Raw genomic sequence first — 22,807 nt, forward strand, 5'->3', positions numbered from 1 at the left:
TGGCGGAGCGGCTCGGCCATCATTTGTGGAACCACCGGGAATCGAACCCGGATCTCCCGGACGCCAGCCGGGTGCTCTCCCGTTGAGCCATGATCCCATGTGAAGCAGGGTGTTTCGAGTCGGGATGACTGGATTCGAACCAGCGACCTCGCGCACCCCAAGCGCGCGCTCTTGTCCAAGCTGAGCTACATCCCGATAAGCAGTCGGCGGGACTCGAACCCGCATCGTCCTGAGTGGCGCTCAGGTGCCTCACCTCTCGGCCACGGCTGCATGTGTTGCGAACGGACCCGGAAACAGCAGAGGCCGGGTTCCCCTCTGGGAGCCCGGCCTCTGGTCACCTCGCGGCTTCGGGTGACGAAGCGTGCGGGCGTCAGAGTCCGGGCGGTCGACCGCCAGCGGCGGGACCGGGCACGGGGGCGGGAGCGGTGGCAGGGTTGTTGAGGGACTCGGGGTTCATCAGGTTCAGGTTCGTCGTGTTCATGGTCACCGCTCCTTTCAGCGAAAAGAGACGCGGTGGAAAATCAATGCCTGACACGCGGCTGTCGCATCCTCCGGCTGACACCTCCGGACGCCCCGGGGCTGACCCGAGGGGGTGAATGGAGGTAAGAGGAGGGAAGAGTCCGTCTCCCCCAGGCCGAAGGGGTCCTGGACGGCCTCTCCCCTCGATGAAGACCGCCCCCCTGCTCGCCCTCACAGCGCTGGTCGCCCTCTGTGGCTGTGCGGCGTCCGACGACTCCGCCTGCATCGTCAACCCGCTCAACGCGGGCTCCACCGGCCTGACCTCGTTACGTGTGGGTGTCCCGGCGTCGTTCGAGGTCTCCGCCGTCCAGACGCTCTCCTGCAACGACACCGCCGCCTCCCAGCGGCCGGACAGCGTCTCCGCGGAGGTGTTCGACCCGGACAACCACCTGCTCCCCTCCGAGGTGAGTCTCACGGTGAACGGAATGTCCGCCTTCGTCCGTTTCACTCCCAGGACGAGCGGGCGACACCACGTCCTCGTCGCCTTCGCGCCCGTGGGCAGCGTCCAGCAGTTGGGCGTCTACGTGGCGCGGGACTGGAGCGGGAGCCCCACCGCCACCACGCTGCCGCTGCCCCGCTGCACCCAGCTGGACCGCACCACGCGGGGCACCTGGCTGTGTGACGGCGTGGCGCTGCACGAGGGTGGGCGCACGCAGCGGCTCGGAACCTCCACGCTGGCGCCGGACGTGGCGGTGGCCGGGAATGTCGTCTGGGTGGTGGGCAGCGAGGGCCGCGTGCGCCGCTTCGTGGACAACGGCACCGAGCTGGAGCTGACCGGCTCGCTGCTGCTCAGCATCGGCGCGTCGGTGTCGACCATCCAGAGCCGGCTCGCCTCGGAGCGCGAGCTGTGGGTGCTCGACAGCCAGCGCCTGCACCGCTTCACCTTCTCGGACACCGGCGTCCTCGCCACCGCGGGCACTCCCCCTGTGTGGCCCTCGGGCGGCGAGCGGTCCCTCGGCACCGACAGCGCGTCGGGGCTGCTGGTGCGCACAGCCCCGAACCGGGTGCGGGTGGTGCGGGTCATCAACTGGCCGAACAGCGAGGCGTGCCCGTTCCAGCTCGGGCCGGACGGCGCCTTCGCCGCCACGGATGAGCCCTGCCTGCCGCTGCCGGGCCAGCCGGTGGGCTTCGAGGAGGGCGTGGTGTGGACGCGCGTCGGCGAGCCCTTCCAGGCGGCCGGGCAGACGCTGCGCCGGTGGGTCGTCTCCGGTGACACGCTGGTGGAGCAGGGCTCGCTGGTGCTGGACGGACAAATCGAGGGCGTCTTCTCGCCACTGCGCGCCGGGTTCATCGTCCCCGACATCCGCCTGGGCAGCTTCTCCGTGCTGCCGGTGGTGTCCCCGGAGCAGGGCCCGCTGGGGCTGGAGCTGCTCCCCGGCAACCCGCAGCTGGGCACCGAGCTGCGCCTCGCGTCCCCCCGCTTCTACTGGGAGGGCGACAACCGGCTGAACAACGCCAGCACCGTGGTGTACGAGCGCTCCGCGGGCTGACGTGCGGACGCTCCTCGCGGAAGTCCTCTCCGCCGCCAATGGCACGGGCGGGGAGGATGGCAACGCGTCGCTCCGCCATCACCTTTGGGCGGGATGACGGAAGCCAGTCCAGCTCTGAGGGAGGACCGTGCTCCCCTGCTCGTCGTGGTGGCCCCACCGGCGGAGGGGCTGGACCTGGAAGCCATGCTGGCCCCGCTGGGGCACCCCATCCACCGCATGAGCCCCACGAAGGCGGTAGCCGTGGGAGGCTCCGCCGAGCCCCCCGTCTGCGTCCTCATCGACGCACGGCCGGGCTGGGCGGCCGGCTTCGAGCGCGCCAGCCGGCTGCGCGCGGTACCGGCGCTGAAGCACACGCCCCTCCTGTTGGTGGGGCAGGCCTCCTGCGAGGAGGCGGACCTGCTGCGCGGCGATGCGCTGGGGCGGGTGGACTTCCTGATGGAGCCGCTCCACCCGGCCATCGTCCGCGCCAAGGTGCGCACGTTCCTCGAGCTGCGGCACCAGGATGCCTCCATGCGGGACGCCCTGGAGCGCGCCGCGCACGCGGAGGGCGCGGCGCGCGAGAGCGAGCGCATGCTGAGCACCCTGCTGGGAAACGTCCCGGGCATGGTGTACCGCAGCCGCTACGAGCACCCCTGCCCCCTCGTCTACGCCAGCGAAGGCACCCGGGCCCTCTGTGGCTACGGCCCCGAGGACTTCCTCCTGGGCAACCTGCGGTGGGGGGACCTCATCCGCCCCGACGACTACGCGCGCATCTGGAAGGAGATGGAGGAGGCGCTCGCCGTCCACGCGCCCTTCACCCTCACCTACCGCATCCGCACCCGCGCCGGAGAAGAACGGTGGATGTGGGAGCGCGGCGTGGGCCTCTTCGGCCCCGACGGAACGGTGCAGCTGCTGGAGGGCTTCGTCACCGACATCACCGTCTTCCGGCGCGCGCAGGACGAGCGTGAGCGGCTCATGGCCGCGCAGCAGTCGGAGAGAGCCAAGCTGGAGGCCATCATCCAGCAGCTCCCCGTCGCGGTGCACATCGCCGAGGCGCCCTCCGGCCGCACGCTGCACGCCAATGGCGAGGCCGAGCGGCTGCTCGGCCACGCGATGCTGGAGACCCACTGCATCGACGACTTCGCCCGCTACCACGCCGTGCACCCGGACGGGCGCCGCTACAAGGGCGAGGAGTACCCCATTGCCCGGGTGCTGCTCACCGGGGAGCCCTGGGGCGAGGAGGACCTGTTCTACAGCCGCCCCGACGGCGCCCTGCGCATCTTCCGCATCAAGGCCGGCCCCATCCACGACAGGCAGGGGAAGCTCCAGGCGGTGGTGGCGGGCTTCGTCGACATCACCGAGCTGAAGCGGTCCAAGGAGGACCAGACCTTCCTCGCGGCGGTGAGCGAGACGCTGGCCAGCTCGCTGGAGGCGGAGGCCACGCTCTCCCGGGTGGTGCGGCAGTGCGTCCCCCACCTGGGCGACGGCTGCTTCCTGGACCTGGTGGAGCCCGAGGGCGGCCTCCACCGGCTCGCGGTGGCGCACCTGGACCCGGCCCGGGAGCTGCTGGTGCGGGAGCTGTCGCGGCGCTACCCCCCCCAGCTCGAGGCCCCCCACGGCCCCGCCGCGGCCATCCGCACCGGGGAGACCTGGTGCGAGCCCTTCGTCGACGACGAGGTGCTCTCCCGCTTCGCGCTGGACGCCCCGCAGCTGGAGCTGCTGCGCGCGCTGGGCATCACCTCGATGCTGTCGGTGCCGCTGCGCTCCAGGGACCAGGTGCTGGGGGCGCTGACGTTCATCCACGGGCGCCCGGACCGCCACCATGACGCCCAGGACCAGCGCGTGGCGGAGGACCTGGCGCGCCGGGCCGCGCTCGCGCTGGACAACGCGCGCCTCTACACCGAGGCCCAGGCCGCGGTGCGCGTGCGCGACGAGTTCCTCTCCGTGGCTTCGCATGAGCTGCGGACACCGCTGACGCCCCTGCAGCTCACGCTGGCCACGCTGGCGCGCGAGCTGTGGCGGGACGGCATCGCCTCGCACGACGCGCGGGCGCGGCACCACCTGGACATGGCGCGCGCGCAGGTGCGCAAGCTGACGTCGCTGGTGGGCGCGCTGCTGGACGTGGGGCGCCTCAACCACGGGCAGTTGACGCTGGAGCTGGCGGAGACGGACCTGGGCGAGGTGCTGCGCGAGGTGACGGACTGGTTCACGCCCGAGGCCGCGAAGGCGGGCTCGCGGCTGAGGCTCGAGTACGCGGAGGACACGCACGGCAGATGGGACCGGCTCCGGCTGGAGCAGATTGTCACCAACCTGCTCTCCAACGCCATCCGCTATGGCGGCGGCGGCGACATCCATGCCCGCGTGGAGGACCTGGGAGACCAGGTGCGGCTGACGGTGCGGGACGAGGGCATCGGCATCTCCCCGAAGGACCAGGAGCGCATCTTCGGCCGCTTCGAGCGCGCCGTGTCCGGCCGGCACTACGGAGGGCTGGGGCTGGGCCTCTTCATCACCCGCAACCTCGTGGAGGCGATGGGCGGCCGCATCCAGGTGGAGAGCCGGCCGAAGCAGGGCTCCACCTTCATCGTCACCCTGCCCCGCGCCGGCCCCCGGGCCGGGAGCGAGGTCCCCGAGCCCACCGGCCGCCCGGCGAAGGTCCTCGGGGCCGTTGGAGCCCACACGGACGGTGCGGGCTCCGGCCCCGGGTAACAGTCGCGAGAAAAAGCGCGGAAAGTCGCCTGCCTGCCTCTCGCGGTGCCCACGGCCCGGGTGTAGAGAGGCCCGCGCGCCGCGCGTACCGAGCGCTCCACCCGCCGGAGGTGAGCCGATGATGGAAAGCCCCCAGAGCGCCTCGCTCGAAGTGGAGGACCTGCACGAGGTCTGGCCGGTGCTCTCCATCGACGAGCGGCTGGAGGGCTTCCGGCTGCTGCCGCCCGACGTGGCGGACGACTTCTTCATCGGCCTGTCCGCGAGGGACCAGGCGGAGCTCATCCTCCACCTGCCTCCGGGCGAGCGCCGCACGTGGGTGCGGGTGCTGCCGCCAGACGACCTGGCGGACCTGGTTCAGGCGGTGGAGCCCGAGCAGGTGGACGCCATCCTCTCGCAGCTCGACGACGCCAGCCGCCGCGAGGTCAACGTGCTGCTGGCCTACGCGGAGGACGACGCCGGCGGTCTGATGAATCCGCGCTTCGCCCGCGTGCGGCCGGAGATGAGCATCGACGAGGCCATCGGCTACCTGCGCAAGCAGGCGCGCGAGAAGGTCGAGACTGTCTATTACGCCTACGCGCTGGACGCGGGGCAGCACCTGCTGGGCGTGCTCTCGCTGCGGCAGTTGTTCCAGGCCGCGCCGGACAAGAAGGTCGCGGACGTCATGCAGCGCGACATCATCACCGTGGCGGAGAACACGGACCAGGAGGCGGTGGGCCGGCTCTTCAGCGAGCACGGCTTCATGGCCCTGCCGGTGCTCGACGAGGCGGGGCGGATGAAGGGCATCGTCACGGTGGACGACATCGTCGACGTGGTGCAGGAGGAGGCCACCGAGGACATCCAGAAGGTCGGCGGCATGGAGGCCCTGGAGGCGCCCTACTTCGAGGTGGGCTTCTTCGGCATGCTGAAGAAGCGCATCGGCTGGCTGCTGGTGCTCTTCCTCGGGCAGATGCTCACCGCCACGGCGATGAGCAGCTTCGAGGACGAAATCGCCAGTGCCGTGGTGCTGAGCCTCTTCGTGCCGCTCATCATCTCCTCGGGCGGCAACTCCGGCAGCCAGACGTCCACGCTCATCATCCGCGCGCTCGCGCTGGGGGAGATGCGGCTGAAGGACTGGTGGCGCGTGGCCAAGCGCGAGGCGCTGTCCGGCATGGTGCTGGGCGTGGTGCTCGGCGTGGTGGGCCTGTTGCGCATCGTCCTCTGGCACTCCATCGCGGATGCCTATGGCGAGCACTTCTTCCGGCTGGGGTGCGCGGTGGCGCTGTCGGTGCTGGGCGTGGTGACGTTCGGCACGCTGGCGGGCTCCATGCTGCCGCTGGTGCTGCGGCGCTTCGGGTTCGACCCCGCGAGCGCGTCCGCACCCTTCGTGGCCACGCTGGTGGACGTCAGCGGCGTGGTCATCTACTTCACCGTCGCCAGCCTGATTCTGCGCGGTACGCTGCTCTGACGCTGGCGGGCCGTTGGCCTTCCGCGCGGGAGGCACGGCCATGATTCGCACCACGCCCAAGCGCACGCTCACCCTCGAAGCCCCGGAGGAGCCCGGCCGCGCCGCGCACGTTTCCGCGGCCAGTGGCCTGGTGCGCGCGGGGCCGTGGCTCTACATCGTCGCGGATGATGCCCTGCACCTGGCCGTCTTCCCGCTGACGGGCGACGCACCGGGGAAGAGCGTGCGCCTCTTTCCGGGCGTGCTTCCCGACGAGCCGAGGGCGCGCAAGGCGGCCAAGCCCGACCTGGAGGCGCTGTGCCTGCTGGGGCCGCTCGCGGACGCGCCGCATGGGGCGCTGCTGGCGCTGCCCTCGGGCTCGGCCCAGACGCGGCTGCGCGGGGCGGTGGTGCCGCTGGGCGCGGACGGGACGCTGGCGGGCACGGTGCGGACGGTGGACTGCACGGCGCTGTACGCGCAGCTCACGCGGGAGTTGGGGCCGCTGAACATCGAAGGCGCGGCGGTGGTGGGCGGGCGGCTGCGGCTGCTCAACCGGGGCAACGGGGACGTGGGCGTGGACGCGCTGGTGGACCTGGACCTGGAGCGCGCACGGCGCGGGCTGGAGGTGGGCACGCTGGGGCCGGACGTGGTGCGCACCACGCGGCGGTGGGAATTGGGCCGGGCGGGTGGCGTACGGCTGTCCTTCACGGATGCGTCGCCGCTGCCGGACGGGCGGCTGGTCTTCACCGCGGCGGCGGAGGACACGCGCGACGCCTACGCGGATGGAAGGGTGACGGGCTCCGCGGTGGGCGTGCTGGCGCCGGATGGCACGCCGGTGTTCCTGGACGCGGTGGACGCGAAGGTGAAGCTGGAGGGCGTGGACGCGCGCGTGGAGGGTGGGCGCGTGCACGTGTTGCTGGTGGCTGACGCGGACGACCCGGCGGTGGCGGCACCGCTCTTGGAGGCGGTGCTCGACGTGCCGGCGTGAGTCAGTTGTGCTCGGTGGAGGCTTCTTCGGGCTTGCCGCCCACGGCCTCCAGCGAGCTGCGCGCCGGACGGTTGCGGTCGAAGGCGGCCTCGCGGCCCACGGCCTCCGAATGCGTGTTGGCGATGCGCTTGCGGGCGCGGGAGATGTAGTCCTGCACGAGCGAGGGGTCCGGGTGCGTCTTCAGCGCCTCCACCCAGGTCTCGATGGCCTTCTCGTTCTCCCCGGAGTCGGCCTTCAGCTTGCCCATCTCGAAGAGGGCGTGCGGGGCGAGCTCGGAGTCGGGGAAGCGCGTGCGCAGGTCCGCGAAGGCGCGCGAGGCCTCCTGGCGGCGGCCCTCCATCATCGCGATGGCCTGGGCCTGGAGGAAGAGGGAGTCGTCCACGAAGGCGCTGGTGGGGAAGCGCTCGGTGAGGCGGCGCGTCTCCAGCTCGCACTGCTGGTAGTCCTGCAGCTCGAAGTAGAGCTTGGCGACCTGGTAGTGCAGCTCGGCGCCCTGGGGCGGGTTGAGCTTGAGGGCGGCGGTGAGCTGGTCGATGGAGCCGCGCAGGTCGCGGTAGTGCACGCGGAGCAGCTCCGCGAGGATGATGCGGGCGTCGAGCGCCTCGGGCGAGTCGGGGCACTGCTGGATGAGCTCGCGGTAGACGCCGACGGCTTCCTTCACCTTGCGCTGCTCCAGCCAGTAGACGTCGGCGGCGCCCTTGAGGGCGCGGGCGCGGAGGACGAGGGCCTCGGCGGACTCATCGTGGCGGAGAGCGTCGAAGGCCTTGCGGTACTCGACGAGGGCCTCGTCGGGACGCTTCTCGAAAGTGGCGTCGCGAGCGCGTTGGAGGTGGTCCACGGGCTTGTCGCGGCAGCCCGTGCTGGCCAGGGCCAGGAGGGCGAGCGCGAAGCGCAGACGGCGCACTAGCAGGCCTCCGGAATCACGGCGACGCAGCGGGAGTCCTCGCAGCGCACGCACTCGGCGATGGGGGAGACATCGGTGACGCAGACGTTCACACGGGACGTGCGGGGACAGTCCTCGGAGGTGACGCAGCGGTAGACCTCCCCGTTGTCACGGGTGATGTCCTCGGCCGTCGAGCCACAGACCTCCAGGTCATTGCATCCGAGGAGGCCCACCGCGATGGCGGCAAACGCTCCATAAGCGTCGCGTCTCACGGCGGCGGTTCTAGCCGGATTCGCCCGCGCCGTCACGGAACGCGCCGTTTGCCTGCCCGCCCTCAGGCCGGGCGGGCCAGGGGGAGGGAAACGGGAAAGACGGGTGTGTCAGGAAGAACCCGGGCGGCCAGTTCCAGGTGCCTCGAGGCCTCCGGGTACCTGCTGCGCGTTAGGCTGCACCGCGAGGAGCGTGTTCATGTCCGAGGTCATCCAGTTCTACAGCGTTACCGACGACCACGGCTGGTGCTCGAACTTCGCGCTCTACCCCATCAAGCTCCGAGGCAGGACGTGGCCCACGAGCGAGCACTACTTCCAGGCCCTGAAGTTCGAGGACGCCGAGGACCAGGAAGAGGTCCGCAAGGCCCGCACGCCGATGCTCGCCGCGAGCATGGGTAGAGATCGCAAGCGCAAGCTGCGCCGCGACTGGGAGTCCACCAAGGTCTCCGTCATGCGCGAGGCCGTCCGAGCGAAGTTCACCCAGCACGCGGACCTCACCCGCCTCCTGCTCGACACCGGTGACGCGAAGCTCGTCGAGCACACGGACAATGACGACTACTGGGGCGATGGCGGCGACGGCAGCGGGAAGAACATGCTCGGCCGCATCCTGATGGAGGTCCGCGAGGAATTGCGGAAACAACACGCATGAGCCTGCCCCCACGTCCCCGAGCCGTCGTCACCGGTGCAGGCAGCGGCCTCGGCCGTGCGCTCTGCGAGGAGCTCGCACGGCGACAGGCCCGCGTGCTCGTCTCCGACATCAACGCGGCCGCCGCCGAGGAGACCGCCCAGCGCGTTCGTGCCGCCGGTGGCGAGGCCCACGTCCACGTGTGTGACGTCTCCAACCCGGAGCAGGTGGAAGCCCTCGCCCTGGCCGCCGAGCGCGCCTTCGGCGGCGTGGACCTGCTCGTCAACAACGCGGGCGTGCTGAGCGCGGGCCGCGTGGGGGAGCTACCGCTCGCGGACTGGAAGCACGTGTTGGACGTCAACCTGTGGGGCGTCATCCACGGCTGCCATGCCTTCGTCCCCCGGCTTCGCAAGCAGGGCTCGGGGCACATCCTCAACATCGCCTCGGCGGCGGGGCTCATGTACGCGCCCGACCTCGCGCCCTACAACGCGTCCAAGGCCGCGGTGGTGGCACTCTCCGAGACGCTCTCCGCCGAAGTGCGCGCGGCAGGCATCGGCGTCACCGTCGCCTGCCCCACCTTCTTCCGCACCAACATCGCCAACGCGGGCCGCTACTCCGACGGCACGCTCCGCACCCTGGGGACGCGGATGGTGGAAACGGCCCGCGTGGGACCGGACGTCGTCGCACGGAAGCTCCTGAAGGCCGTGGACCGTGGTGCGCTCTACGTGCTCCCCATGGCCGATGCGCGCTGGGGCTGGCGCTTCCGACGCCTGGCTCCCGGCCTGTTCCACCGCGCCGTCATCGCCTTCGATGGCTACATGCGCAAGCGCCTGCTGCGGCAGGGCAAGCCATGAACTGGAACCCCGCCGCGATGCCCGGCAACACCGTCACCTCGTTGTGGGGCAGGCCATGACCACACTCTCCACACGCGGCAACACTTCCACCGCGAGCGCCATCGCCACGGGCCTGTTCCTCCTCGCGGCGCTCACCGTGGGCGGCGGCGCAGTCGGGCTGACGGTGGGCGTGCTTTCGGACAAGGCCGTGAACCATGACGCGCATGGCTTCCCGGGCCTGTTCGGCCTGCTCGTGGGGACTCCGGTGGGCGCGCTGCTCGGGCTCGTCCTGGGCCTGTTGCTGCTCAAGCGTCAGTCTTTCAGTCAGCGCTTCCGCACGGGTGCACTCGCGCTCGCGGTGGCGGCGGCCTGTGCGCTCGGCCTGTTCGGCGCGGTGCAACTCGAGCTCATGCGCTGGTAGGCACGCCTCACGGCGCCGCGGTGCACAGCTCCAGCTCGACGAGCGTCGCCGGCAACTGGCCATCCTTGCCCGGCACGCAGAAGGGCTTCACCAACTCCCGCGCCTCGTCCTTGCGCCCCTGCTCCACGAGCACGTGCCCCAGCTCCTCGTGAAGCATGCGCGGCAGCCCGGTGCCCGTGAAGAAGTGCTCCAGGATGTGCTGCTCGGAGAGCGCGGTGCGCAGCTCCCGCTCGGCTCCGGGCAGGTCATTCGCGTCCATCAGCACCATCGCCTGGAACAGGTGCGAGCGCGGGTCCTTCGGGTAGCGCTCCAGCAGTTCCTTCGCCTGCGCCATCCCCTGCCCATTCGTCTTGGGCAGTGACTCCTCGGGAATCAACTCCAGCTCCAGCACGGAGTCCTTCCAGTACTGGAACGCGAACCCCACGCTCACCACCAGCGCCACCGCCGCCAGCATTCCCACCGCACCCACCGGCAGCGTCGCGGGCGGCACCGGCTCCTTCCGCGCCCACACCCGCGCCAGCACCATTCCCACCGCGCCCCCTGCCAGCGCGCCGCCCACGTGCGCCGCGAAGTCGACCTCCCCACCCGTGCGCGACACGCCGAGCGGAATCAGCGACGGAATCAGCAACTGCAACGACAAGACCTGGAGTTGCGCCCGCTCCGGCCCCACTGGGATTCGCCGGCTCAGCGCCAGCAGCGCCGCCAGCAATCCCATCAACACGCCTGACGCACCCACCGACACCACCGTGTCGGCGTTGATGACCATCGACAGCGCCCCACCGCCCAGCGCCCCCACGAGCAACAGCAACCCCGTCCACGCGCGGCCCACCAGCCCCTCCACCGTCGCCGTCACGAACCACAGACAGAAGCCGTTGAGCGCCAGGTGGAAGATGTCCCCGTGCAGCAGCGGCGCCATCAAGAGGCGCCACCACTGTCCCGCCTCCACCAGCCCCGAGTTCACACCCCCCATCGCCACCAGCGTCCGCACGCCCGGCGCGAGCAGCCCGTCCCCCTTCGCCCCCACGCCGAAGAACTGCTCCGCCGCGAAGCCCAGCACCAGCACCGCCAGCAGCGCGGGCGTGAGCACCGACGTCCGCTCCGGCGGCTCCGCCAGCGCCTCTTCCACCACCACCTGGCGCGGCTCCACCAGCAGCCGGCGCAGGTACCGCGCCGACACCTTCGAGCGGCGCCACGTGCTGGTCCACACGGAGCCCGGAGCCGCGGTGTCCACGTGCATCGCGTGCAGGTGCACCTTGTGGAACAGCCCCAGGCGGTACTGCTCCAGCCGCTTCCGGTCCTCGTCCGTCAGCGGCCCGCCACCCACCTCGATGACCTGGAGCCCCACCGGCAGCTTCGTGCCGCTCACCGTGCCCGTGTACTTCAGGCACGCCTTCCCGATGCGCTCCAGCGCCGCGACGTCCAGGCCGAAGCGCCGCGAGGGCTCCCGCTCGCGGTCCACGATGCAGACCATCACCGCGGACATTCCATCCGAGTACGTCAGCACCACGTCCGAGGCCGCGGCCAGCTCTTCCGCCTCCGGCACCGGCCCCTCCTGGAAGCCCTGCTCCGCCACCAACCGGCGGGCGAGGTACCGGGCGAAGGACGCCTCCTCCACGGGGACTACCGGCGCGGGCTCGGAGGGGAGGGACTCGGACGGCTGCGGGGTGAGCACGGGAACGTCCCTTCGCGACAGGTGACGTCCGCAAGCGTGCCCGAAACCCGAAGGCCCCCGCCAGCCACCCCTCCCCCGCGCCACTCATCCCGCCCGTGGACCGCTCATGGAGTATTCGCGGTGGCCACGCCCCGGGTGCGTACCGTTCGTCGCGTACCCATTCCGGGAGTCGCCCATGTGCCGTTGCCGTGCACCCCTCCTCGTTTCGATGATTGCCGTGGTCCTGCTCGCCGGCTGCGCCACCACCTCCGGCGCGAGCGCGGCCTCCGCTCCCCAGCCCTTCCACGTGGAGCGCTCCGGGAAGGGCCGTCCGCTCGTCTTCATCCCCGGCCTCGCCTCGTCCGGTGAGGTGTGGAACGAGACGGTGGCGCACCTCCAGGGGAAGTACGACTGCCACGTCCTCACCCTCGCCGGCTTCGCGGGCCAGCCCGCCATCCCCGCGCCCTTCTTCGCCACCGAGCGCCGCGCGCTCGCGGACTACCTGCGCTCGCAGGGGCTGGAGAAGCCCATCCTCGTCGGCCACAGCCTCGGCGGCGTGCTCGCGCTCGCGGTGGCCGCGGACGTGCCGGAACTGGTGGGCGGCGTCTTCATCGTCGACAGCCTCCCCTTCCTCCCCGCCTCCATGGACCCGAGCGCCACGGCCGACAGCGTCCGCCCGCGCGCCGAGGAGATGCGCACCCTGATGCGCATGCAGACGGTGGAGCAGCGCAGCATGCAGTCACGCATGGCCCTGCGGAACTTCATCTCCGACGAGAAGAAGGTGGACGTCGCCGCGCGCTGGGGCGCCGATTCGGACGCCGAGACTGTCACGCAGGCGTTCTACGAATTGAGCACCACCGACCTGCGTCCCGAGCTGCCGCGCATCACCGCCCCCACCGTGGTGCTCGGCTCGTGGGTGGCGCTGAAGGGCCGCGTTCCGCGCGAGGCGGTGGAGGCCGTCTACCAGAGCCAGTACGCGAAGCTTCCCACCCACCGCGTCGTCCTGAGCGACACGGCCCGGCACTTCATCATGTGGGACGACCCGGAGGGCTTCTTCCGTGAGCTCGACGGCTTCCTCGGCGCCCACGCGTCCGTGGCCCAGGTGGAGCCTCACCACTGACTGTGGTGGACTCACTCCATCCCGGAGCCTCTCGATGACGTCCTCGCGCACCAGGGTCTACGTCGCCTGCCAGCTCGGTGGCTGGGGGCTCTACGCCCTCGTCAACGCCCTGCTGACCTGGCGCGCGTCCGCCTCTCCGGCGGGGTGGTTCCTCCTCTGCCTCTTCGCCGCGCTGCTCACCCACGTGGCGCGCTCGGTGCTTCACCTGCGCGAGTGGGCCTCGCTGCCCCTGCCGGCCCTGAGCGTGCGCGTGCTCGCCACCGCGCTGGGACTCGGGCTGGTGCAGGACCTGGTGGCCTTCGTGGCCGGCGTCTTCGTGCTGCACCTGTTCACGCTGGAGCAGGCGTCGCTGAGTGGCTTCATTGGCAGCACCGTCATCTGGACGCTGATGATGCTGATGTGGCTGGTGCTCTACTTCGCCATCCACGCCGTGCAGCGCGCGCGGCGGGCGGAGCTGGAGCGCTGGAAGCTGGAGGCCGCCGCCCAGGCCGCGGAGTTGCGCTTCCTCAAGGCACAGCTCCAGCCGCACTTCCTCTTCAACTGCCTCAACAGCGTGCGCGCCCTCATCTCCGAGGACCCCGCCCGCGCGCAGGAGGTCGTCACCCGCCTGTCCGCGCTGCTGCGCTACGCGCTCGCCGCCCGGGGGCCGGAGACGGTGCCGCTGGATCGCGAGCTTCAGGTCGTGCGCGACTACCTGGGCCTCGAAGGCGTGCGTCTGGAGTCGCGCCTGCGCGTGCGCGAGGACGTGGAGCCCGCCGCGCTCGGGGTCCCCGTGCCCGCGATGCTCGTGCAGACGCTGGTGGAGAACGCCATCAAGCACGGCGTGGGCCTGACGCCCGAGGGCGGTGAAGTGGCCGTCTCCGCCCACGTGCGCGACGGCGCGCTGCTGCTCGAAGTCGCCAACACCGCCACGCCCCCATCCACCACCTCGCCACCGGAGAGCAGCGGCGTGGGCCTGCGCAACGCCAGCGAGCGGCTGCGCCTCCTGTGCGGCGCGGGCGCCTCGCTCCACCTCGACCAGACGCAGGCGGCCCTCACCACCGCGCGCGTCCGCATCCCCCTTTCCGCATGAGAGTCCTCATCGCCGACGACGAGCGGCTTGCCCGCACCGAGCTGCGCCGCCTGCTGGCCGCATTCCCCGACGTGGAGGTGGTGGGCGAGGCCGCGCACGTGGAGGAGACCTGCCGCCAGGTGGAGGCCCTGTCCCCGGACCTGTTGCTGCTCGACATCCAGATGCCCGGCGGGACGGGCTTCGACGTGCTCGCCCGCCTGGAGGAGCCGCCGGACGTCGTGTTCACCACCGCATTCGACGAGCACGCCGTGCGCGCCTTCCAGGTGAACGCGCTCGACTACCTCCTCAAGCCGATTGAGGCCGCGCGGCTCGCCGAGGCCCTGGAGCGCGTGCGCCAGCGCGGCCATGGGGCCCACGTGCCTCCGCCTTCGCAGCCGGCACCGGGCACTCCGCTGGAGCGCGTGTTCGTGAGAGATGGAGAACGCTGCTGGCTGGTGCAGCTCTCGCAGGTGCCGCTCATCGCCTCCGAGGGCAACTACGCGCGGCTCGTGCTCGACGGGGCGCAGCCGCTGCTGCTGCGCTCGCTGAGCTACCTGGAGGAGCGGCTGGACCCGGCGCGCTTCTTCCGCGCGAGCCGCCAGCACCTCATCAACCTGGACTTCGTCGAGGCGCTGGAACCCGGCCCGGGCGGCACGCTGGTGGTGCGCCTGCGCGGCGGCCGCGAGGTGGAGATGTCGCGGCGCCAGTCGCAGCGCTTCCGCGAGCGGATGACGCTCTGAAGTCCGACGCCCGCGTCAGTTGTTGCCCAGCTTGGGCGCCTTGCCGGAGGTGAGCACCGCGTCCACCGCGGCCACCGAGCCACGGCGGCGCTTCAGCTGGCGCCCCTTCTCCTCCATCTTCTCGTAGTGCTTCATCAGCCCCGCCAGGTGCGCGTTCGCCGCCTGGCAGTGCACTTCCGTCACCTGCTGGTGACGGCGGCCCAGCTCCTCCCACGTCTGGAGCATGGCCTGGTTGCCCAGGAGCCGCTCCTCGACGGAGTCGAGCACGGTGTCCATTTCCTGCTCTTCCGCTTCCAGCGACGCGAGGCGCGCCTCGGCCTCGGGAGGAGGCGACATGCAGCCCGTCGCCAGCGAGAGTCCCACCGACACCACGGCCAGCCCGAGCCACTTCCGCCGAATCCCCACGTCGCCTCCCTAAGTGTCTCGCGCGGTCCACCGGCCTCATGCGCGAAACCCAAACTAGGGAGGCACCCCCGGAGCGACAACCCGGACAGGCACCCCGGGCAGTCGTTTTTTCAGCAGACGACGCTTCTCAACAGCCGATTCTCAGGGTGCCTGACGGTGGCGGAGGATGAACTCGCACACCTCGCGGGCCGCGCCGAAGCCGGCCGGCTTCTGGGCCACATAGTGCACCTGAGAACGCACCTCGTCGGGGGCCTCTGGCGGCACGGCGGAGAAGCCCACCGCCTTGAGCAGCGGCAGGTCCACCACCTCGTCGCCCATGTAGCCACACCGGTCCGCCGAGACTTTCAGCAGCTCCAGCAGCTTCTCGAAGTGGGCCACCTTGTCCTGACTCCCGAAGTGCACGTGTTTCAGACCCAACGACTGCATGCGCATCTGCGCGGAGAGGCTGTCGCCGCCGGAGATGACGGCGACCTCGAGGCCGGCCTCCTGCAGCCGCTTGATGCCCATGCCGTCGCGCACGCTGTACATCTGCGTCCACCCGGAGTTGGGCACCCAGAAGATGCGGCCGTCGGTGAGCGTGCCGTCGATGTCGAAAATCATCACCGACAGGCGGCTCACCCGCGACTTGAGCGAATCCAGGTCCTGGTTCATTCCGGGCCTACTTCGGAACGGCCTTGAGCGAAGCCTTGCCGTCCTTGATGACGACCTTGAACTCCACGGCCTTGGCGTTGTGCTGCTTGAGCAGCTCCGGCACCTGCTTGCGCAGCGTGGCCGCCACCGACTCGTAGGACAGCTTGGAGGTGTCCTCCTGGCAGCGGCGCTTCGCGGTGACGTACGCGTCGTACACGGCCCGCAGCTTGTCGTCGGACATGCCGCCGGAGCCACCCGCCGCGGGAGGCCGGGGCGCTGGAGTGGCCGCCGAGGGGGCCGTCGGAGTCCGCGCGGCCGCCGCACCCGGCGCCGAGGGCGCGCGCACGGGCGGCACCGCCGGGGTGCCAGGATTCGAGGGCGCCTTCGCCGCCATGCCCGGAGGCGTCGACGGGGTGCCTCGCGCCGGAGTGCCCGCCAGGGGCGACGTCACCGTGGGCAGGCCGCGCGGAGGCGTGCCCGCCACAGGCGCCACCACCGGAGCCACCGCGGGCGTGCCCTTGAAAGGCGTGCCACCGGCGGCCGGAGTGATGGGCGGCACGGCGGACAGCGGCGCCACCGCAGGGGTGCCGCGCACGGGCGGCGTGAGGGGCGCCACAGCGGGAGTACCCTTGACGGGCGTGCCACCCGGAGCCGGAGTCGCGGCGCCAGCCAGCGGCGGCTCGTTGGCGGGACGAGGGTGGAGGATTTCCTCCACCTCCTCGAAGTCCATGTCGGAGAGGTCCTCCGGCAGCTCCACCACGCCCTTCTGGGCCTCTTTGCCGGTGGAGGACTGGCGCTTCTCCGCGCGGCGGCGGGCCTTGAAGAGGTCCCGCTTGTACGTGCCGGCCTCAATCTCCTGGAGCGTGCGCGTCCACAGCCGCTCGTAGGTGAGGTACTTGCCGTGGATGCTCGCCACGCGGAACTTCGCGGCGGTGCTGCGGATGAACGTCCCCTTGAGGCGCAGGAAGCGCTTCTTCAGGTCCGCGTGCGCGTTGGTGGGCGGGTGGCGCTCGTTGCCCAGGAAGTACTGCTCGTAGAGGTTGCGCAGGGAGGCCACTTCCGCCTCCAGCGCCTCGCACTCCTGGAGGACGTTCTCGCTGGAGCTGGAGTCCGCCGGGGACTGCTTGCTGGCGGTGTTCCTGGCGGCGGACTGTCGGTTATCGGGAGGCGGCATGACTCTCTAGAGTGTCCCCAAGTGGCGCTCGCGGATCAACCTCACGCGGCCGAAGGTGTCGGCCCCAGGCCGCCCGCCGCCTCGCCCGCCTTGCCGCGCCCGTTTCGCGCCAGCAGCACCGCGCCGAAGGCGAACATGCACAGCGAGATGAACTGGCTGGTGGAGATGTTGTACCAGGCCTCCAACGGCACCCCGTTGGCCAGCCCGTGCGCGCCCGTGGACTCCAGCAGGCCGTGCAGCGTGCCGCGCTCCACATCGCCACGGAACAATTCCACCGTGCTGCGCAGCACCGCGTACGCCATCAGCCACAGTGCCAGGATGTGCCCGTGGAAGCGGCGGAAGCGCCGCGCATACATGAGCCCCACGAAGAGGATGAGCTGCCCCACGGACTCGAAGAGCTGGGTGGGATAGACGCCCAGGGTGTGGCCGTGCTGCGCCACCCAGTCGGCCATGCGCACCGCGCCGGGCGCCGCCTGGTGGAGGATTTCCCCCGTCGCCTCCACCACGTAGCGCACGTCGTCCGCCTGCGACGAGTACGCCAGGCTGGATGTCCCGCTGAGCTGGCCGAACAGGTCCTGCGCCACGCCGCTCCCCGGGAAGTGCACCGCGGTGGACGCCGTGGCGGGCGCCACGTCGCCCCAGCAGCAGCCGGCGCTGAAGCAGCCCAGCCGGCCCAGGCACTGGCCCAGCGACACGGTGGGGATGCACACGTCCGCCAGCCGCAGGAAGTCCATGCCGTTGGCGCGCGCGAAGAACCAGCATGCCACCGCCGCGCCAATGAGGCCGCCGTAGAAGACGAGGCCGCCGCCCAGCGAGAGCACCTGCGTCCAGTCCTTCGCGTAGTCCTGCCAGTTCACGAGCACGAAGAGCAGCCGGCTGCCGCCGATGCCGCCCACCAGCGCCCAGAAGGCCATGTCCATCACCTGCTCGCGCCGCTTCGGCCCCTCCACGTCCACCCACGAGCCGTCGACGAGCTGCACGCTGCGCCACTCGTCCTGTGCCAGGCGCCCCGCCACCGACACGGCGGCGATGAAGCCGCCCGCCAGCAGCACGCCGTAGGTGTGCAGGGGAATGCCCTCGCCCTTCGCGCCCGGGAAGGCACCCGCCGGCAGCGCGTACTTCAGGCCGTACCACGCCAGCGCCGCGCCGATGCCACCGAAGGCCGCCGCGCGCAGGAACCGGTCCATGGAGGTGGCCGGCGCGCGCGTGTTCGTCTTCGGGTCCAGCGGGCCCACCGCGCCGCGCCAGCCGTTGAAGGCGATGTACGCCACCGTCCCGGCGGCGACCGCGTACAGCAGCAGTTGCGTCCAGAGGGCGGTGAAGGTGAAGCGGAAGAGGACGGGAAGCATGGAGACCTGCCGGGGGAGGCGGGAGGGGCGTGAGCCGCGCGAAGGCTACCCTCCTCCGCCGGCGGGGCAAGGCGTGGGAGCACGCCGGCGCCTGGCCGGCTGCCCGGTATACAGGCGGGGGGGCTAGGCCTTGGCCTTCGTTGCAGCGGGCGCCGGCTTCTCCTTCCGGACGAAGGCATCCACCAGCAGCATGCCCACGCCGATGCAGATGGCCGAGTCCGCCACGTTGAAGGACGGCCACGTCGCCTTGTCGAACCAGTGCGCCTCGAGGAAGTCGATGACGAAGGCCCGGGCGAGCCGGTCGATGTAGTTGCCCAGCGCGCCGCCGAGCACCAGCGGCAGGCCCCACAGCGCCCAGCGCTCCTCGGGCGCCGTGCCGGACAGCTTCCGGAAGTAGTAGGTGATGAGCAGCACCGCGCCCAGGCTCACCACGTGGAAGAGGGGGCCGCGCGTCGAGGGCGGCAGGCTGCGGAACAGGCCCCACGCCGCGCCCGGGTTCTCCGCGTAGCGGACGCGGAAGAAGGACTCGGACACCTCGATGTGGCGCTTGGGCCGGTAGTGCAGCCCGTCGAAGCCCTGCGGCGGCGGGGACGAGTACATCGCCCCCAGGCGCTCACCGAGGCTCTCCTTCCCATCCATCTGGGTGGTCAGGTCGCGGACGACGAGGTACTTCGTCCACTGGTCCAGGACGATGACGCCGAGGGTGACGGCGAAGAGGATGACGTATTTGCGCGGCACGGACAGGGGCTTACACCACGAGCCCCCCGCCCGTCACGGATTGGGGCTCTGCGTCAGCGGCGCGGCGACGGGCTGCGGACGGCGCACCCGCAGCGAGTCCAGCAGCATGAAGGCCACGCCCACGCAGATGGCGGCGTCCGCCACGTTGAAGGTGGGCCACCGCATGCCGGGCTGGTTGCGCCAGTGCCAGTCGATGAAGTCGATGACGTAGCCGCGAATCAGCCGGTCCACGAAGTTGCCCAGCGCGCCGCCGGTAATCAGCGCCAGCGCCACGCGCACCAGGCGCTGCTCCACCTCGGTGCGCCGGTACATCAGGAAGATGAACGCCAGCGCCGCCAGGCTCACCACGTGGAAGAAGGCCTTGCGCACCCCCTCCGGCAGGTTGCCGAAGAGACCCCAGGCCGCGCCCGGGTTCTCCACGTAGCGGAAGTGCCAGTAGTCCTCGATGAAGCGGTGCGGCCGGGACACCCGGCGCGGCCCGTCCACGGGCGGCGGGTCGTTGTCCAGGTTGCGCTCGGCGAGGAAGCCCGTCACGCGTGCCAGTCCTTCCTGACCATCCAGCGCGTTGGTCAGCCGGGACACGGCCAGGTACTTGGTCACCTGATCTGCTGCGAGCACGGTGACCGCCACGAGGATGAGAAGGCGGAGTGGGGCTTTCATGATGCGTCCCATTCCTCTAACCCGCTCCACGGATTCCTGACAACCCGGAGAGCCCCCCGGCGGCAGCCGGCTCGCCCGCTCTGTCTCCCGGCCAGCACCGGTTTCGGGCATGGTGCCCCCATGCCGCCTGTTGAGCCCGACGTGAATCCTCCTGCATCCGACATGTCCCCACCCACCGAGGCCGCCGCGAAGCCGGCGAAGCCCACATTGGTGGCTCGCTTCAAGACCCTGATGCTGGACTACGGGCCGGTGGCGGTGGTGATGAACTTCGTCATCTTCGGCCTGGTCCTCGTGGGCTTCCACACGGCCATCCGGCTGGGCTTCCAGGTGGAGAGCACCGGCGCGCAGGCGGGCAGCTGGGCGGCGGCCTATGCCGCGACCCAGTTCGTGAAGCTGGCGCGGTGGGCCGCGGTGTTGGTGCTCACGCCGCTCGTCGCCCGGATTCCGCCGGTGGCGCGGTTCATCGAGCGCAACAAGCACAAGTGGGCCTTCTGAAGAGGGCCCGCGGGCGGCACCGGTAGGATTCCCGGGCCGCCCACGCGCAGCCGTGCTGCTTCAGAAGTTGGGGACGTGGAAGTCCTTCACCACGGCCATGTGCTGCATGCTGGCGGCACCGCTGTCGCCGGAGACCGCCGGGGCAATCTCCGAGATGGGCGTGTAGACGCGGCTGTCGAGCACCAGGCCGTTGGTGAAGGTGCTGAAGCTCGTGGTCCCCCGGATGACGGTGGCCTGCTGGTACTGACGCAGGTCCGAGTCCACCAGCACGTGGTCATACGGCTTGGAGCGGGCGGCGTTGGTGCCGTCCTTGCCGTTCTTGTCCACCGGGTGCGGGCCGGCGGTGTCCACCACCTGCTTGAAGGTGGTGAGGCAGGACTCGCTGCGGCTGTCCGTGTTGAAGTCGCCGCCGATGGCCAGGTAGTCGCCCGCGGGGATGTTGGCCTTGATGCGGGCGACGAGGCTGTTGGCCTCCGCGTTGCGGTCACCGGAGCTGGACGTGAGCAGGTGCACGCTGATGGCCCAGAGGTCCTTCGGGCCGGGGATGTCGATGCGTGCCCAGGCGAAGTCGCGGTTGGAGACTTCCGGGTCGGTCCACTCGCCGGACTCGATGATGGGCCAGCGGCTGATGATGCCGTTGGGAATCTGCGCGCCGGTCTCGCGGAAGTAGGAGAAGCCCGTGCCGCCGACCTGGTCCACCATCGAGCGCATGTCCGCAGCCGAGTTCGACAGGTAGTTGAACTCCTGGACGAGGATGACGTCCGGCTTCACGCCCTGCATCAGCCGGATGCCGTGGCCCAGGTCGTAGTCCTGGCCGTTCCCGCTGGTGATGTTGGCCGCCATGATGCGGATGTCCGTATAGCCCAGGGGCTCCGTACCCGCGTCGGTGCCGGCGTCCACGCTCGTGCCCGCGTCGGTGCCAGCGTCCGTGCCGCCAGTGCCCGCGTCCGTCACCGTGCCCGCATCCGTGCCGCCGGTGCCCGCGTCCGTCACCGTGCCCGCATCCGTGCCGCCGGTGCCCGCGTCCGTCACCGTGCCCGCATCCGTGCCGCCGGTGCCCGCGTCCGTCACCGTGCCCGCGTCCGTGCCGCCGGTGCCCGCGTCCGTCACCGTGCCCGCGTCCGTGCCGCCGGTGCCAGCGTCCGTCACCGTGCCAGCGTCCGTGCCGCCAGTGCCCGCGTCCGTGCCGCCAGTGCCCGCGTCCGTGCCGCCGGTGCCCGCGTCACCCTTGGGGCCACCGTCCGTCCCGGCCTCGGTGCCGGCATCCTTCGAGTCGCCCGCGTCCGTCTCCACGGGGATGACGCCAGCGTCGGTCCCCGCGTCGTCGCTCCCGGCATCCTCCGTGCCCGCGTCGAGCGTCGCGCACACCTCGTTCGGCACGCAGTAGCCCGCGCCGCCGTCCTCGTTGCCCACGCAGCACGCCGCCTGGGACGGCTGGCACGCAGCCTGCGGATCACACGCCGGCACGCAGATGGAGCGGTCGTAGTACTCGACGAAGCGGCAGGACGCGCCCTCGGGGCAGGCTCGTGCGCCGCGCGCGGCATCGCAGTCCGCCCACAGCACGCCACCGTCCTCCAGCGGCAGTGGGACCTGGGGAGGGACGGGGTCCTCTCCACCGCAAGCCAGGACGAGGACCGTGAGCGACATCGCCGCACACAGGAGGGAAGTAAGCGTCTTCTTCATGCGGACGAGCCCAATGTTGTGTTGTCGAGGGGGGGTGCTGGGCCGTTGCGCCAGGGCGCGGACGACCCGGTGAGTATAGAGGGTCGCCGTGTGACAGTCTTGTGACTTACCGCTCGACTATACGTTTACACCCCCGTTTTCCGGGCTGGGAGCCATGGAAGCCCGGACAGAGCCGTGCAATGGAGTGCGCATGCAGCCGAAGCCCGGGGTGACGGTGCGCTTCTACGGGGCGCTGAACGACTTCCTGCCGCCGGAGCGCCGGGGTCAGGAATTCACCCACGCGTTGCAGGGCACGCCCGCGGTGAAGGACCTCATCGAGTCTCTGGGGCCGCCGCATCCGGAGGTGGACGTGGTGCTGGTGGATGGGGAGCCGGTGGACTTCGCGCACCGGGTGGCTCCGGGCGCGCGCGTGGTGGCGTATCCCCCGTTCCACTCGCTGGACATGGTGCCGGAGGCGCGCGTGGGGCCGCCGCCGCAGGAGGTGCCCCGCTTCGTGCTGGACGTGGGGCTGGGGCGGCTCGTGGGCTTCCTGCGGATGCTCGGCTTCGACTCGCTGTGGCGCAACGACTACGCGGACGACACGCTCGCGCGCCTGTCGCATGACGAGGACCGCATCCTGCTCACGCGGGACATTGGCGTGCTCAAGCGCGGCGAGGTGGTGCGCGGCTACTTCCCCCGCTCCACGGACCCCGCGCACCAGTTGGTGGAGGTGGTGCGCCGCTTCGGCCTCACCTCGCGCATGCGGCCCTTCTCCCGGTGCCTGGCCTGCAACGGCCCGCTCACCTCCGCCGAGCCGGACGCCGTGAGAGACCGGGTCCCCGAGCGCGTGGCGGAGCGGCACTCGCGATTCCAGCAGTGCGCGGACTGCCGCCGCGTGTACTGGGCCGGCACCCACCAGCAGCGCATGCAGGCGTTGGTGGACAAGCTGCGCGAGTTGGAGAACGTGGGCTGAGCTCGCCCGGCTTGTGTGAGTGATGG

At 71.0% G+C, this 22,807-nt stretch carries 22 protein-coding genes and 3 tRNA genes; 12 read left to right on the forward strand and 13 right to left on the reverse strand.

Going from position 1 to position 22,807, the window contains the following annotated elements; all coding sequences use genetic code 11:
* Window positions 1-26: 26 nt before the first annotated feature.
* From OV427_RS17920 to OV427_RS17930, 3 genes are all read right to left on the reverse strand, one after another.
* A tRNA-Ala gene (locus tag OV427_RS17920) sits at window positions 27-97 on the reverse strand.
* A gap of 22 nt (window positions 98-119) precedes the next feature.
* Window positions 120-195, reverse strand: a tRNA-Pro gene (locus OV427_RS17925).
* A gap of 3 nt (window positions 196-198) precedes the next feature.
* Window positions 199-270: transfer RNA gene (locus OV427_RS17930), tRNA-Gly, on the reverse strand.
* Between the two features lie 395 nt (window positions 271-665).
* On the opposite strand from OV427_RS17930, the gene OV427_RS17935 reads away from it, so the two are divergent.
* The 4 genes from OV427_RS17935 to OV427_RS17950 all read left to right on the forward strand — a co-directional run bounded on the left by OV427_RS17935 (window position 666) and on the right by OV427_RS17950 (window position 7,102).
* A complete protein-coding gene (locus OV427_RS17935; RefSeq protein WP_267857337.1) occupies window positions 666-2,009 on the forward strand; it encodes a hypothetical protein in 1,344 nt (447 codons plus the stop codon).
* 93 nt (window positions 2,010-2,102) lie between these two features.
* Complete coding sequence (locus tag OV427_RS17940; RefSeq protein ID WP_267857338.1) at window positions 2,103-4,694, forward strand: ATP-binding protein; 2,592 nt, start codon at window positions 2,103-2,105, stop codon at window positions 4,692-4,694.
* A 118-nt stretch (window positions 4,695-4,812) separates the two neighbouring features.
* The gene (mgtE, locus tag OV427_RS17945) at window positions 4,813-6,138 is read left to right on the forward strand and encodes a magnesium transporter (RefSeq protein ID WP_267857339.1); all 1,326 of its coding nucleotides are present in this window, start codon (window positions 4,813-4,815) and stop codon (window positions 6,136-6,138) included.
* 40 nt (window positions 6,139-6,178) lie between these two features.
* Window positions 6,179-7,102, forward strand: coding sequence for a DUF6929 family protein (locus OV427_RS17950; protein WP_267857340.1), 924 nt, complete (start codon window positions 6,179-6,181; stop codon window positions 7,100-7,102).
* A 1-nt stretch (window position 7,103) separates the two neighbouring features.
* On the opposite strand, the gene OV427_RS17955 is transcribed toward OV427_RS17950, so the two are convergent.
* Window positions 7,104-8,006, reverse strand: coding sequence for a tetratricopeptide repeat protein (locus tag OV427_RS17955; RefSeq protein ID WP_267857341.1), 903 nt, complete (start codon window positions 8,004-8,006; stop codon window positions 7,104-7,106).
* Window positions 8,006-8,293, reverse strand: coding sequence for a hypothetical protein (locus OV427_RS17960; protein WP_267857342.1), 288 nt, complete (start codon window positions 8,291-8,293; stop codon window positions 8,006-8,008). Before OV427_RS17960 ends, OV427_RS17955 begins: the two co-directional genes overlap by 1 nt.
* A gap of 160 nt (window positions 8,294-8,453) precedes the next feature.
* Between OV427_RS17960 and OV427_RS17965 the strand changes: the two genes are divergently transcribed.
* Genes OV427_RS17965 through OV427_RS17975 form a run of 3 tightly spaced genes read left to right on the forward strand, consistent with a single transcriptional unit; the run spans window position 8,454 to window position 10,133 of the window.
* Entirely contained in the window at window positions 8,454-8,903 is a 450-nt protein-coding gene (locus OV427_RS17965; protein WP_267857343.1) for an NADAR family protein, read from the forward strand.
* Window positions 8,900-9,733, forward strand: a complete 834-nt coding sequence (locus tag OV427_RS17970) for an SDR family NAD(P)-dependent oxidoreductase (protein ID WP_267857344.1) — start codon at window positions 8,900-8,902, stop codon at window positions 9,731-9,733. The genes OV427_RS17965 and OV427_RS17970 overlap by 4 nt, the downstream gene beginning before the upstream one ends.
* 55 nt (window positions 9,734-9,788) lie before the next feature.
* Window positions 9,789-10,133 carry a hypothetical protein gene (locus tag OV427_RS17975; RefSeq protein WP_267857345.1) on the forward strand — a complete coding sequence of 115 codons (345 nt, stop codon included), beginning with the start codon at window positions 9,789-9,791 and terminating at the stop codon, window positions 10,131-10,133.
* A gap of 7 nt (window positions 10,134-10,140) precedes the next feature.
* Here the strand turns inward: OV427_RS17975 and OV427_RS17980 are convergent, their stop codons facing one another.
* Window positions 10,141-11,805, reverse strand: a complete 1,665-nt coding sequence (locus tag OV427_RS17980) for a rhomboid family intramembrane serine protease (RefSeq protein WP_267857346.1) — start codon at window positions 11,803-11,805, stop codon at window positions 10,141-10,143.
* Window positions 11,806-11,980: 175 nt separating this feature from the next.
* On the opposite strand from OV427_RS17980, the gene OV427_RS17985 reads away from it, so the two are divergent.
* From OV427_RS17985 to OV427_RS17995, 3 genes are read left to right on the forward strand one after another with little or no spacing between them, the layout of a single operon-like run.
* A complete protein-coding gene (locus OV427_RS17985; RefSeq protein ID WP_267857347.1) occupies window positions 11,981-12,904 on the forward strand; it encodes an alpha/beta fold hydrolase in 924 nt (307 codons plus the stop codon).
* Window positions 12,905-12,938: 34 nt separating this feature from the next.
* On the forward strand, window positions 12,939-13,976 hold the full coding sequence (locus OV427_RS17990; RefSeq protein WP_267857348.1) for a sensor histidine kinase: 1,038 nt from the start codon (window positions 12,939-12,941) through the stop codon (window positions 13,974-13,976).
* The gene (locus OV427_RS17995; protein WP_267857349.1) at window positions 13,973-14,695 is read left to right on the forward strand and encodes a LytR/AlgR family response regulator transcription factor; all 723 of its coding nucleotides are present in this window, start codon (window positions 13,973-13,975) and stop codon (window positions 14,693-14,695) included. The genes OV427_RS17990 and OV427_RS17995 overlap by 4 nt, the downstream gene beginning before the upstream one ends.
* A 15-nt stretch (window positions 14,696-14,710) precedes the next feature.
* Here OV427_RS17995 and OV427_RS18000 read toward each other — a convergent pair whose 3' ends face one another.
* From OV427_RS18000 to lspA (OV427_RS18025), 6 genes are all read right to left on the reverse strand, one after another.
* Window positions 14,711-15,100, reverse strand: a complete 390-nt coding sequence (locus OV427_RS18000) for a hypothetical protein (RefSeq protein WP_267857350.1) — start codon at window positions 15,098-15,100, stop codon at window positions 14,711-14,713.
* Window positions 15,101-15,241: 141 nt separating this feature from the next.
* Complete coding sequence (locus OV427_RS18005) at window positions 15,242-15,751, reverse strand: KdsC family phosphatase (RefSeq protein WP_164001088.1); 510 nt, start codon at window positions 15,749-15,751, stop codon at window positions 15,242-15,244.
* 7 nt (window positions 15,752-15,758) lie between these two features.
* Entirely contained in the window at window positions 15,759-16,904 is a 1,146-nt protein-coding gene (locus tag OV427_RS18010) for an MXAN_5187 C-terminal domain-containing protein (protein ID WP_267857351.1), read from the reverse strand.
* Window positions 16,905-16,945: 41 nt separating this feature from the next.
* Window positions 16,946-18,253: a prolipoprotein diacylglyceryl transferase gene (locus OV427_RS18015; RefSeq protein ID WP_267857352.1), complete on the reverse strand. Its 1,308-nt coding sequence runs from the start codon at window positions 18,251-18,253 to the stop codon at window positions 16,946-16,948.
* A gap of 123 nt (window positions 18,254-18,376) precedes the next feature.
* Complete coding sequence (lspA, locus tag OV427_RS18020) at window positions 18,377-18,991, reverse strand: signal peptidase II (protein ID WP_267857353.1); 615 nt, start codon at window positions 18,989-18,991, stop codon at window positions 18,377-18,379.
* A gap of 33 nt (window positions 18,992-19,024) precedes the next feature.
* Window positions 19,025-19,651, reverse strand: coding sequence for a signal peptidase II (gene lspA / locus OV427_RS18025; protein WP_267857354.1), 627 nt, complete (start codon window positions 19,649-19,651; stop codon window positions 19,025-19,027).
* Window positions 19,652-19,813: 162 nt separating this feature from the next.
* Here lspA (OV427_RS18025) and OV427_RS18030 point away from each other — a divergent pair, with 162 nt between their 5' ends.
* Window positions 19,814-20,146: a hypothetical protein gene (locus tag OV427_RS18030; RefSeq protein WP_267857355.1), complete on the forward strand. Its 333-nt coding sequence runs from the start codon at window positions 19,814-19,816 to the stop codon at window positions 20,144-20,146.
* 60 nt (window positions 20,147-20,206) lie between these two features.
* Here the strand turns inward: OV427_RS18030 and OV427_RS18035 are convergent, their stop codons facing one another.
* A complete protein-coding gene (locus tag OV427_RS18035; protein ID WP_267857356.1) occupies window positions 20,207-21,829 on the reverse strand; it encodes an endonuclease/exonuclease/phosphatase family protein in 1,623 nt (540 codons plus the stop codon).
* 190 nt (window positions 21,830-22,019) lie between these two features.
* Here OV427_RS18035 and OV427_RS18040 point away from each other — a divergent pair, with 190 nt between their 5' ends.
* Window positions 22,020-22,781, forward strand: coding sequence for a Mut7-C RNAse domain-containing protein (locus OV427_RS18040; protein WP_267857357.1), 762 nt, complete (start codon window positions 22,020-22,022; stop codon window positions 22,779-22,781).
* The last annotated feature ends 26 nt before the right edge of the window (window positions 22,782-22,807 follow it).

This window comes from Pyxidicoccus sp. MSG2, assembly GCF_026626705.1.
In the GTDB taxonomy this organism is placed as follows: domain Bacteria; phylum Myxococcota; class Myxococcia; order Myxococcales; family Myxococcaceae; genus Myxococcus.